The sequence below is a fragment of the Halomonas sp. MCCC 1A11062 genome (assembly GCF_021404355.1).
In the GTDB taxonomy this organism is placed as follows: domain Bacteria; phylum Pseudomonadota; class Gammaproteobacteria; order Pseudomonadales; family Halomonadaceae; genus Halomonas; species Halomonas aerodenitrificans.
Window position 1 is genome coordinate 246,554 of the sequence record NZ_JABFTW010000004.1, and the last position, 11,392, is coordinate 257,945.

Consider the following 11,392-nt stretch of genomic DNA (forward strand, 5'->3'; position numbering starts at 1 on the left):
CGACATGTCGAACACTATCGATGCCAACGTCGTCTCGCGCTTGAATCAGGGTGGGCCCTCCTCTCGCGACGCCAGCCAGTCGGCCGAGCTGCGCAACAACTTCATGACCCTGCTGATCGCTCAAATGCAGCACCAGGATCCGCTCAATCCCATGGACAACCATGAGATGACCACACAGCTGGCCCAGATCAACACGGTCAGCGGCATCGAGGATCTCAACAAGACCTTGAAGGGCATCACAGAGCAGATGAACGCCGGCCAGATGCTGCAGGCCACTGCGCTGATCGGCCAGGGCGTGCTGGTGCCGGGCGATCGCCTGCTGCTGGAACACGGCGAAGAGGGCGAATTGCACACCACGCCCTTCGGTATCGAGCTGCCCCAGTCGGCCGACAACGTGCGCGTGGTGATCACCAGCGCCAGCGGCCAAGTGGTCAACCGCTACGACATCGGGCCGGTCAAGGCGGGGGTGGAGTCATTCACCTGGGACGGTCGCACCAGCGAGGGCGAGGCGGCCGCTCCGGGCTCCTATCGCGTACGCATCGAAGCCACCAGCGATGGCAAGGCGATAAGCGCCAACACGTTGAACTACGCCGTGGTCGGCGGTGTGACGCCGCCGGACAAGAACGGTGGCGTGAGGCTCGACCTGGGGGCCATTTATGGCCAGGTCGGGCTCGATCAGGTCAAGCAGATTCTTTGAATCGTTATTCAATAACACAGCATAAAGGAAGTGCTGAACGAATAGCCGAGCGGGATGTAGCGCAAGGCGCACGGAGCACAGGAACCGGAGCATATGGGGTATATGTGAGGATTCCGAGCACCGCGCAACGCAGCGATTCGCTCGCGCAGGCATTCGTGCAGTGCTTACTAATAGAACCGCGCATAGCGGCACATTCAGCCGGTAAGCAGAGGAACGAAACATGAGTTTTTCACAAGCACTGAGTGGACTGAACTCCCAGTCGCAGAAACTGGGAGCCATCGGCAACAACATTGCCAACTCCCAGACCGTGGGCTTCAAGGGCTCCAACGTCCAGTTCTCCGACGTTTTCGCCAACTCCAGGGTGGGTCTGGGCACGCGTGTCTCCGCCGTGCTGCAGAACTTCAACGAAGGCAACATCGAGTCTACCAACCGCAACCTGGACCTGGCGGTGGCCGGCAACGGCTTTTTCCGCTTCATGGATACCAGCGGCGAGGTGGTCTACTCGCGCAATGGCCAGCTCACCATGAAGGCCAACGGCGATCTGGTGAACGCTCAGGGCTTCCAGATCATGGGCTATGGCCTGAACGCGGCCGGTCAGGTGCAGGTAGGCGGCCAGCCGGTGCCGCTGAACGTCTCGGCCGAGGAGCTGGCGGCTAGCCCTACTACTCGTGTCGGCACCACCCTCAATCTGGATGCGCGTAAGGTGGCGGGCTCCGACGACATGAGCACCGTCGAGGCACGTGACGCAGACGGCGCTCCGGTGTCGATCGACTATCACTACTCGAACAATTTCACCGTCTACGACTCGCTGGGCAATCCCCGCAATATCACAGTGTATTACGAGAAGGTCGGCTCCAATGAGTGGACCGCCAAGATGACGCTGGATGGGCAAGCATTGGGTGGGGTGACGCCCGATACTGCTACTACATTCACGTTGGAATTCGATTCCAACGGTAAGCTTCGTCATGGTGAAGGAAACGTAGACGCTAACGGCGCGATTGCCGGTATCACATTCCCCACCGGCGTGTTCTTGAATGGTGAGCCGGAAGATCTCGAGTTCAACCTCAACCTCGCCGGCTCCACCCAGTTCGGCAATAGCTCCACCGTCAGCAGCCTGACCCAGAACGGCTATACCTCAGGCACCCTGGTGGGTATCACCATCAATGAAGATGGCACCATCATGCGCAACTACTCCAACGAGCAGTCGCGCCCCGCCGGTCAGATCGCTCTGGTCAGCTTCCGTAATCCTGAAGGCCTGACGCCTGCCGGCGACAACGTATGGCGTGCTTCCAACGAGTCGGGGCAGGAGCTGGTCGGTGCGCCGGGTACCGGCCTGCTGGGCGGTATCGTTTCCGGTGCGGTCGAGACTTCCAACGTCGACATGGCCCGTGAGCTGGTCGACATGATCGTGGCGCAGCGGGCCTACCAGGCCAACTCGCAGACCATCAAGACCCAGGACGAACTCCTGCAAACCGCCATCAACCTGCGCTAAGCGTGTTGATGTCAAGCGTCAAGGGAGCCTGAACCGTGGATCGCATTCTCTATACCGCCATGAGCGGGGCCAAGCAGACCATGGACCGGCAGGCGGTGGTCAGCAACAACCTGGCCAACGTCTCCACCAGCGGTTTTCGCGCCCAGCTGCACGCCATGCGGGCGGTGCCGGTGCAGGGCGAAGCCGCGCTGCCGACCCGTGTGTCGGTAGCCGCCTCCACCCCGGGCAGCGACTTCAGTCCGGGGCCCATTACCCGTACCGGACGTGAGCTCGACGTGGCGCTGGAAGCCAATTCCTGGCTCGCCGTGCAGGCGGACGATGGCACCGAGGCCTACACCCGCCGTGGCGACCTGCAAGTGGACGGCGACGGCCTGGTCACCGTGGTGGGACGCCCGGTGATCGGCGAAGGTGGCCCCATCATCGTACCGCTGGGCTCGAGCGTCACCATCGGCGCCGACGGTACCCTGAGTGCCATCGGTGAAGGCGAGGGGCCGGAAGCCTTGGTCGACGTGGGGCGGCTCAAGCTGGTGACGCCGGAGCAGGAGCTGCTGCGCGGCGACGATGGCCTGTTCCGCATGCCCCCCAACGCCGAAGGTGAAGCGGTGGCGCTGGAGGCCGACGACGAAGCTCGACTCGCCAGCGGGGCGCTGGAGGGCAGCAACGTCAGTGCGGTCGAGGCCATGGTGGCGATGATCGACGTGGCGCGGCGCTACGAGATGCAGATGAAGGTGATCAGCACCGCCGATGAAAACGCCCAGCGGGCCAACAATTTGCTTTCCATCCAAGGCTGACGGCTCCCACCGGAGCCGCGAGGCCCGTAGGGTCGAGGAAAAAGAACCATGATCAAGTCACTGTGGACGGCCAAAACCGGCCTGGAATCTCAGCAGGTCAAGCTGGACGTCATCTCCAACAACCTGGCCAACGTCAGCACCAACGGCTTCAAGCGCTCGCGGGCGGTGTTTGAAGATCTGCTTTACCAGAACCTGCGTCAGCCGGGCGCCCAGAACGACGTTCAAAATCGCCTGCCTTCGGGCATGCAGGTGGGTACCGGCGTGCGTCCGGTGGCCACCGAGCGTCTGCATACGCAGGGCGGGCTCGAGCAGACCGACAACTCCCGCGATCTGGCGATCAACGGCAATGGCTTCTTTCAGGTGCTGATGCCGGACGGCACCACCGCCTACACCCGCGATGGCAGCTTCCAGCTCAACGAGAACGGCCAGATGGTGACCGCCAACGGTTATCCGCTGGAGCCGGCCATCATCATCCCCGACAACGCCCTGTCGATCTCCATCGGCGAGGACGGCATCGTCTCGGTGACCCAGCCGGGAGTGAACCAGGCGCTGGAAGTGGGACAGATCACCGTTTCTACCTTCGTCAATTCCACCGGCCTCGAGAGCATCGGCGGCAACCTGTATCGGGAAACCACCGCCTCGGGTCCGCGTAACGAGACCATTCCGGGCATGAACGGTGCCGGTCGGCTGTTCCAGGGCTACGTGGAAACCTCCAACGTCAATGTGGTGGAGGAGATGGTCAGCATGATCCAGACCCAGCGAGCCTACGAGATCAACAGCCGCGCCGTGCAGACCAGCGACGAGATGCTGGCGCGCCTGAGCCAGCTCTGATCGTGACTACGATGAAACGTCCTGGCCCGCAGCGTTCGGCCGGAAGCGAGTGAGAATGAAAGGTACCGTCATTAACACAGGTACGGCCGCGCGAGTGGTCGTGGCGATGGTTGCCATGGCCGTGCTGGCACTGGGCGGCTGCGCCCAGGTGCCGCGTGCTTCGGTGGTCGGCGAACAGGAGCAGATCAACATCGCCGAGCCGCCGCCGCGCATGGCCAATGGTTCCATCTACCAGGCTCAGCGTGGCTCGCAGCCGCTGTTCGAGGATCGCCGTCCGCGCATGGTGGGCGATATTCTCACCATCGTACTGGACGAGCAGGTCAGCGCCAGCAAGAACTCACAGTCCAACATGAGTCGTAACGGTTCGGCGGGGCTCGATATTTCAGCGCTGCCGGATGTGCTGGAGCGCCTGGCCGAGCAAGGCATCGACCTGTCCGGCGAACTTTCCGGCAGCAGCAGTTTCAACGGCGGCGGCGGCTCCCAGGCCAGCAACAGCATGACCGGGACCATCACCGTGTCGGTGCTCGAGGTGATGCACAACGGCAACCTGCGGGTGCGCGGCGAGAAGCAGATCGCCATCAACCAGGGGGTGGAGTTCATCCGCTTCTCCGGCGTGGTCAACCCGCGCACCATCACCGGCCAGAACACCGTGCCCTCCACGTCCGTGGCCGACGCGCGAATCGAGTACGTGGGCAACGGCTATATCAGCGAAGCGCAGCATATGGGCTGGCTGCAGCGCTTCTTCCTCAACATTTCGCCTTTCTGATTGGCGAGGCGACCATGACCGACTACACGATGTTAAAGCCAAATCGTGCCGCTCCGGCGGCGGCGAAGCTAATACTTCTGGTCTTGCTCTGTCTGCTGGCGCTGCCGGCTCAGGCCGAACGCATCCGCGAAATCGCCAACTTTGCCGGCGTCCGCGACAACGTGCTGGTCGGCTATGGCCTGGTGGTCGGGTTGGACGGCACCGGCGATCAGACCATGCAGGCGCCCTTCACCGGGCAGAGCCTCACCAACATGCTTTCGCAGCTCGGCATCACCGTGCCGCCGGGCACCAATATGCAGCTGCGCAACGTCGCGGCGGTGATGGTCACCGCCGATCTGCCGCCGTTCTCGCGGCCGGGGCAGCGGCTCGACATCAATGTTTCTTCCATCGGCAACGCCCGCAGCCTGCGCGGGGGGACGCTGCTGATGACCCCGCTCAAGGGCGCCGACGGCGACACCTACGCCATTGCCCAGGGCAACCTGCTGGTAGGCGGCGCCGGAGCCCAGGCGGGTGGCGCTCAGGTTCAAGTCAATCAGCTGGCGGGCGGGCGCATCCCCGGCGGGGCTATGGTCGAGCGCGAAGTGCCGCTGGACCTCGGTGCCAACGCCGGTCTGCTCGAACTCGAACTCAAGCAGGCGGATTTCGGCACCGCACAGCGGGTGGTGAGCGCCATCAACAATGAGTTCGGTCGTCCGGTAGCCGCAGCCCGTGACGGGCGGGTCATCGCCCTGGATGGCCCCACCAACCCCAACTCCCGGGTCAACTTCATGGCCCAGGTGGAGAACATCCGCGTTACGCCGATGGAGGCGCCGGCCAAGGTGGTGTTCAACGCCCGTACCGGCTCGGTGGTGATGAACAGCGCCGTGACCCTGCGGCGTGCCGCCGTAGCCCATGGCAACCTGTCGATCGTCATCGACACCCGCTTCCTGGTCAGTCAGCCGGCGCCGTTCGGTACGGGCGAGACGGTGGTCGTGCCCGATACCGAGATCGAGCTGCAGGAACAGGACGCTTATCTGCGCGTGGTCGAGGGGGCCGATCTGGTCGATGTGGTCAATGCCCTGAACGCTCTCGGCGCCACGCCCAGCGACCTCATGGCGATTCTTGAAGCGCTCAAGGCGGCGGGCTCGCTGCGTGCCGATCTGGAGATCATCTGATGAGCATCCAGGACATGGGCAGCCAGTTCGCCCTTGACGTGCAAGGGCTCGAGCGGCTCAAGCACACCGCGAGGCATGACGAAGCGGCGGGTTTGCGCGGTGCCGCTCAGCAGTTCGAGGCGCTGTTTCTGCAGATGATGCTCAAGAGCATGCGCGACACCATCCCGTCGGGTGGCATGCTCGACAGTCAGCAGGCCGAGTTCCATCAGTCGATGATGGATCAGCAGTGGGCTCAGACCATGGCCGGGCGCGGTATCGGTCTGGCCGATCATCTCGTGGCTCAGTTGGAAAACCAATTGGGGCTTTCGTCTCCGCGTTCGGGCGTGGCGGATCGTGAACTGAGTGAGCTGATCGCCGGCATTCCGCGCGGCACGCCTCGCGTACTCCAGGATGCCCTGCAGCCCGCTGCGGAGGGTGAAGAACGCCCAACCGAACGGGCCGCTACGAACTCGGAGCAAGAGGCGGACCCGGTCACGATGCCGGCCCACTTCCTCGAGGAGTTGGACGCCGTACGCGGCGGCTTCATGGCGGCGCTGGATGCCAGGCTGCCGGCCTCGGCTCAGGCGCCCGCGGTACCGGCAGGCAGCTCTCCCGCCGCAGGGCCGAGCGCCCGTTCCGGCTCGACGGGTCAGGGACAAGAACATGTGCAACGCTTCATGGAGCGGCTCTCGGCGCCTGCCCAGGCCGCCAGCCGCAAGACCGGCGTGCCGGCCGAGCTGATTCTGGCCCAGGCGGCGCTGGAAACCGGCTGGGGCCGCCACGAGATCGCCACCGCCAGTGGTGGCAACAGCTACAACCTGTTCGGCATCAAGGCCGGCAGCAGTTGGAAAGGGCGCACCACCGACATCGTGACCCATGAATACATCAACGGTCAGCGTACGCGAGTCGTCGACACCTTCCGCGTCTACAACTCCTTCGAAGAAGCCTTTACCGACTACGCGCGGCTGATCGGTAACAACCCGCGCTATGCGGCGGTAACCACCGCGGGCACTGCCGAGCAGGCCGCCCGTGCGCTGCAGGCGGGCGGCTATGCCACCGACCCGGCCTACGCCGACAAGCTGATCGCGGTGATGAACAGCATGGGCTCGGTGCGGCCGCGGGATTCGCTGGTGTTTTTCAGCTACTGATCCCTAAAGTCATGACGATTCAGGCCGATATAGCGGGCATTGGCGAAAGGAAACGACACCATGAGCACCATTTTTTCCATCGGCCTGAGCGGGCTGAATGCCGCCCAGAACGCGCTGAACACCACCAGCAACAACATCAGCAACGTCTATACGCCGGGCTACAATCGTGAACTGACGATTCTCGGCCAGAGCCGTGCCGATGCCGGCGTGCAGGTCAATGCTATCCAGCGTCAGTTCAACCAGTACGTGGCCAACCAGCTCAACGCAGCGACCAGCGCCTCCAGCGCGCTGAAGACCTACGAGAATCAGATCAGCCAGATCGACAATTTGCTGGCCGATCGCGAGGCGGGACTGGCGCCGCTGATGCAGAACTTCTTCTCCTCGCTCGAGGATCTCGCCGGCGCGCCTTCCGACCCGGCGGCGCGCCAGGGCTTGCTGGGCACCGCCAATACACTGACGGCTCAGTTCCGCGCCTTCGACGGCTACCTACAGGACATGCAGGAAGGGATCAACGGTCAGATCAAGGACGAGGTCACCCAGATCAACAACATGACCGAGCAGCTGGCGACTCTCAATCGCGAGATCGCCCTGGCCCGGGCGCGCAGCGGCGAGGCCCCCAACAGCCTGCTCAATCAGCGCGATCAACTGGTGGCCGATCTCAGCGAGCGCATGGACATTCGCCTGGAGATCCAGGACGGCAAGAGCTATAACGTCAGCCTCCCGAACGGGCAGCCGCTGGTATCGGGTACCAATCACTACCGCCTCGAAGCGATGGATGCACCCAACGACCCGCAGCGTACCGTGCTTGGTTACCGTGACTCCGGTGGCAGCCTGGTAGCGTTGTCCGAGAGTACCATCAAGGGTGGCACGTTAGGCGGGCTGATGACCTTCCGTGCCGAGACCCTGGACAAGACTCAGAACCAGATCGGACAACTGGCCGTATCGCTGGCGGTAGGTTTCAACGAGCAGCATCGTCTGGGTCAGGATCTCGATGGTAACCAGGGCGGCGATTTCTTCAGCATCGGCCAGCCCCGGGTCTATTCCTTCCCGCGCAATACCGGTGGCGCGGAAGTGACGGCGGCCACCTTCGATGCCGCCAATATCGATAAGCTGCGCGCCACCGACTACACGGTGCGCTTCGATAGCGCTGGCGAGCCGCAGATCGTTCGCAAGGACAACGGCCAGGCAGTGCCAGCCGATGAGATCAGTTGGGAAGACAATGTACTCAGCTTCGGCGGCATCTCATTGACCTTCAGCGGCGCGCCCAATCCTGGCGACCGTTACGAAGTGCAGCCGGTACGCCGTGCCGCGGCGAATCTCGAATCGCAGATCGGCGACCTGGACAAGATCGCGGCGGGCAGCTTCGTGACCACTTCCGGCAATCTTTCCGTTTCAGGTTTGCGCGCGGAATCCGGAGCCTTCGCCAGCGCCACTTCGCATGACTTCACCCTGTCAACTGCCGGCGGAACGACCACTGTTACTTCGCCGGCGGACACTAGCTCGTTTACCGTCAACGGTGAGCCTTATGACAACACCATCGGTATCGTAGCCGGGGACCGTATCAACCTCGACGGCATCGAATTCGTGGTTGGAGAAGTCCCAGGGGATGGACAGGACGCGACCCTTTCACTCTCGGTCGCCGCTTCGGGCACCGGCGACAACCGCAATGCCCTGGCGCTGCAGAACCTGCAGAGCCAGGCGCTGGTGGGTGGCCGCGCGTCCCTAAGCCAGGCCTACGGCGGCATGGTCAGCGACGTGGGTAACCAGACCAACATCGTCAAGGTCAACCTCGATGCGCGTCAGGGGCTGACCGCTCAGCTGCGCGCCGTGCAGCAGTCCGAATCCGGGGTCAACCTGGATGAGGAAGCGGCCAACCTGATTCGCTACCAGCAGTTCTATATGGCCAACGCCCGAGTCATCGATACCGCCTCCACGGTGTTCGATACCATTCTCGGCTTGCGTAACTGATCCTCAGGGAGCCCACCACGATGCGTGTCAGCACCGTTACCATGTACGAGCAGAGCCTCTCGGCCATGAACCGCCAGCAGGGTGACTTCCTCAAGGTCGGCCAGCAGATCGCCAGCGGTCGCCGCGTGGTCAATCCATCCGACGACCCCCAGGCGGCGTCCCGGGCGGTCGGGGTGTCCCAGGCCAAGGCCGTGACCCAGCAGTATGCCGATGCTCGTGTGTCGGCACGCAACTCGCTGGCTCAGGCCGAGAGCGTGCTCAATAGCACGGCCGACGCCATTACCAGCGCCAAGACATTGCTGGTCCAGGCGGCAAGCGACACCCTGAGCGACGTCGACCGCCAGTCGGTGGCCGCCGAACTGCGCGGCATCTACGAGACCCTGATCGGCCAGGCTAATGCCACCGACGGCAACGGTCGCTATCTGTTTGGTGGCTACCAGGATAACTCTCCGCCCTTCGCCCGCACCAGCGGGGACGGCATCTCTGGTGTCAACTATGTCGGCGACGAGAACACCCGTGAGCAACGGATCGATGCCTCGCGCCTGATGCCGGTGGCCGACAACGGAAAAACCATCTTCCAGAGCGTACCTTCGGGTGCCGGCTATGTGGCGAGAGCGGAGCGTGAGTCGCCGGGTGAAACGAGTGTTGGTACTCAGCAAGGCTTCGTACGCAATGAAGGTTCGGTTGCCTTCACCAGCGGGCCGAACCGCGTCGACCCGAATGCTGAGCACTTCGGCAAGCCATTCGAATTGGAATTTTCTACTGACACGGATGGCAACCCGGTATTTTCCGTCAGTGTCATTGAGGCCGACGGTACCCGAACCCCCATTGTCGCTGACGAGTCTTATGAATCGGGCAAGGCCGTCGTTTTTGGTGGCGTCAGCATCACTTTGGAGGGCATGCCCGCTGACGGTGACCAGATCCAGCTGCGCCCGGCCAACGACGCCAATGCAAACCAGGACCTGTTCAAGTCCCTCAAGGATGCCATCGACCTGTTGGAGCTCGATCAGGAGGGCACACCAGAAAACCGTGCCCACTTCCGCAACACCATCAACACGGTGATGCGTGAACTCGACAACAGCCTCGACAACGTACTGACCGTGCGTGCCTCCATGGGTGCGCGCCTCAACGAACTGGACGTGGTCGATGCCGTGGCCGGCAACCGCATGATGAACTACGATAAAACGCTTTCCGATCTGGTCGATCTCGACTACGCCAAGGCAATTGCCGACTACAGTCTGCGCCAGGTCGGCCTGCAGGCGGCCCAGAAGGCCTTCGTCGACGTCAAGAGCATGTCGCTGTTCAATTTTCTGTAAGGACTTAGGCAGGGACGCCAATTCATCGAGCCGTATGTCACTACGGCTAAGCTTCCCTGCAGATCCCGTGGTTGGAGTATTCAAACCAGGGGATCTCGTTTTGCCGCTCCGGCTTGGCCGGGGCGGTTTTTTTTCGTTTCAGGCCAGCGGCGCCAGCGCCTCGATCAGCGCGTAGATGAACTGGATGCCGTTGCTGAACAGCCGCTGCAGGAAACGTGACATATCGGTCATCAGTACCATCAGCAGCACCAGGCCGACGGTCAGCGAGGTGGGGAAGCCGATGTTGAACACCGTCAGCTGAGGAGCTGAACGGTTCAAGATACCCATGGCCAGGTTGATGATCAGCAGCGAACCCACCAGTGGCAACGCCAGCGACATGCCGGCGACGAAGATGGTGCCGCCGTAGCGCACCATCATCTCAAAAGCCGCGGGATTGAATGCGCCGATGCCGATAGGCAGGCCGTAAAAGCTCGATACCAGTGCTTCCAGCACCATCAAGTGGCCGCCCAGGGCGAGGAACATCAGCAGGGTGATCATGAAGAAGATCCGCGAAAGGATCATGGTGTTGGTGCCGCTGCCGGCATCGAAAAAGGATGCGAAGGCCAGGCCCATTTGTAGGCCGATGAACTCACCAGCTGCCTGAACCACGGCGAAGACAACGTGCATGACCAGGCCGATGGCGATGCCGATCAGCATCTGTTCCACCATGATGCCGAAGCCCGCCCAGGAGACGAGAGGCACGTCGGGCATGGGCGGCAATACCGGGGCGATCACCAGCGTGATGAGAAAAGCCAGCCCGATCTTGGCCTGGTTCGGCACGCTGGAGTGTCCCCACAGCGGAGCTGCCTGAAAGAATGCCAGGATGCGCACGAAGGGCCACAGCAGAAGCACCAGCCAGCCGTGGAGTTGATCGAAGGTCACCTCGACCATGCGTAGCTCACCTCAAGAGTGCGACTCACATCAACATGCTGGGGATGCTGGTGAAGAGGTTGCGAGTGAAGTCCACGATCAGCTTCAGCAGCCACGGGCCGGCCAGCACCAGTACGGTGAACACGCCGAGAATCTTGGGGATGAACGAGAGCGTCATCTCGTTGATCTGGGTGGCAGCCTGGAACAGACTCACGGTAAGACCCGTGAGCAGAGCGGTGATCAGCAGAGGACCGGCCAGGAACAGCGTGACGCGCATGCCCTGGTAGGCGATGCCCATGACCATTTCCGGTGTCATCGTGACTCCTTGCCGGCGCGGGGCG

General features: G+C 62.6%; 11 protein-coding genes. 9 read left to right on the forward strand and 2 right to left on the reverse strand.

The features are described 5' to 3' along the window. Positions 1–4: 4 nt before the first annotated feature. The 9 genes from flgD (at position 5) to flgL (ending at position 10,142) form a co-directional block, all read left to right on the forward strand. Positions 5–697, forward strand: a complete 693-nt coding sequence (gene flgD, locus HOP58_RS06595; protein WP_234259870.1) for a flagellar hook assembly protein FlgD — start codon at positions 5–7, stop codon at positions 695–697. 220 nt (positions 698–917) lie between these two features. Next, complete coding sequence (gene flgE, locus HOP58_RS06600) at positions 918–2,189, forward strand: flagellar hook protein FlgE (RefSeq protein ID WP_234259871.1); 1,272 nt, start codon at positions 918–920, stop codon at positions 2,187–2,189. 35 nt (positions 2,190–2,224) lie between these two features. Beyond that, positions 2,225–2,980 (forward strand): flagellar basal body rod protein FlgF, encoded by a 756-nt coding sequence (locus HOP58_RS06605; RefSeq protein ID WP_234259872.1) that lies wholly within the window; start codon positions 2,225–2,227, stop codon positions 2,978–2,980. A 48-nt stretch (positions 2,981–3,028) separates the two neighbouring features. Further along, positions 3,029–3,811 (forward strand): flagellar basal-body rod protein FlgG, encoded by a 783-nt coding sequence (flgG, locus tag HOP58_RS06610; protein ID WP_234259873.1) that lies wholly within the window; start codon positions 3,029–3,031, stop codon positions 3,809–3,811. A gap of 55 nt (positions 3,812–3,866) precedes the next feature. After that, entirely contained in the window at positions 3,867–4,577 is a 711-nt protein-coding gene (locus tag HOP58_RS06615; RefSeq protein ID WP_234240369.1) for a flagellar basal body L-ring protein FlgH, read from the forward strand. A 29-nt stretch (positions 4,578–4,606) separates the two neighbouring features. Beyond that, the gene (locus tag HOP58_RS06620) at positions 4,607–5,731 is read left to right on the forward strand and encodes a flagellar basal body P-ring protein FlgI (protein ID WP_234246797.1); all 1,125 of its coding nucleotides are present in this window, start codon (positions 4,607–4,609) and stop codon (positions 5,729–5,731) included. Continuing rightward, a complete protein-coding gene (flgJ, locus tag HOP58_RS06625) occupies positions 5,731–6,858 on the forward strand; it encodes a flagellar assembly peptidoglycan hydrolase FlgJ (protein WP_234240372.1) in 1,128 nt (375 codons plus the stop codon). The genes HOP58_RS06620 and flgJ overlap by 1 nt, the downstream gene beginning before the upstream one ends. Positions 6,859–6,918: 60 nt before the next feature. Beyond that, positions 6,919–8,826: a flagellar hook-associated protein FlgK gene (gene flgK, locus HOP58_RS06630; RefSeq protein ID WP_234240374.1), complete on the forward strand. Its 1,908-nt coding sequence runs from the start codon at positions 6,919–6,921 to the stop codon at positions 8,824–8,826. 20 nt (positions 8,827–8,846) lie between these two features. Further along, positions 8,847–10,142, forward strand: coding sequence for a flagellar hook-associated protein FlgL (flgL, locus tag HOP58_RS06635; protein WP_234259874.1), 1,296 nt, complete (start codon positions 8,847–8,849; stop codon positions 10,140–10,142). A gap of 138 nt (positions 10,143–10,280) precedes the next feature. Here the strand turns inward: flgL and fliR are convergent, their stop codons facing one another. Then, positions 10,281–11,072, reverse strand: a complete 792-nt coding sequence (fliR, locus tag HOP58_RS06640; RefSeq protein ID WP_234259875.1) for a flagellar biosynthetic protein FliR — start codon at positions 11,070–11,072, stop codon at positions 10,281–10,283. A 25-nt stretch (positions 11,073–11,097) separates the two neighbouring features. Further along, a complete protein-coding gene (gene fliQ / locus HOP58_RS06645; RefSeq protein WP_010628978.1) occupies positions 11,098–11,367 on the reverse strand; it encodes a flagellar biosynthesis protein FliQ in 270 nt (89 codons plus the stop codon). Positions 11,368–11,392 lie beyond the last annotated feature (25 nt).

Bases quoted from the DNA above. Each gene is read 5' to 3' on its own strand.
- fliQ (WP_010628978.1), bottom strand. From the start codon at position 11,367: ATGACACCGGAAATGGTCATGGGCATCGCCTACCAGGGCATGCGCGTC.
- flgL (WP_234259874.1), top strand. From the start codon at position 8,847: ATGCGTGTCAGCACCGTTACCATGTACGAGCAGAGCCTCTCGGCCATG.
- flgD (WP_234259870.1), top strand. From the start codon at position 5: ATGTCGAACACTATCGATGCCAACGTCGTCTCGCGCTTGAATCAGGGT.
- HOP58_RS06615 (WP_234240369.1), top strand. From the start codon at position 3,867: ATGAAAGGTACCGTCATTAACACAGGTACGGCCGCGCGAGTGGTCGTG.
- flgK (WP_234240374.1), top strand. From the start codon at position 6,919: ATGAGCACCATTTTTTCCATCGGCCTGAGCGGGCTGAATGCCGCCCAG.
- flgE (WP_234259871.1), top strand. From the start codon at position 918: ATGAGTTTTTCACAAGCACTGAGTGGACTGAACTCCCAGTCGCAGAAA.
- fliR (WP_234259875.1), bottom strand. From the start codon at position 11,072: ATGGTCGAGGTGACCTTCGATCAACTCCACGGCTGGCTGGTGCTTCTG.
- HOP58_RS06620 (WP_234246797.1), top strand. From the start codon at position 4,607: ATGTTAAAGCCAAATCGTGCCGCTCCGGCGGCGGCGAAGCTAATACTT.
- flgJ (WP_234240372.1), top strand. From the start codon at position 5,731: ATGAGCATCCAGGACATGGGCAGCCAGTTCGCCCTTGACGTGCAAGGG.
- flgG (WP_234259873.1), top strand. From the start codon at position 3,029: ATGATCAAGTCACTGTGGACGGCCAAAACCGGCCTGGAATCTCAGCAG.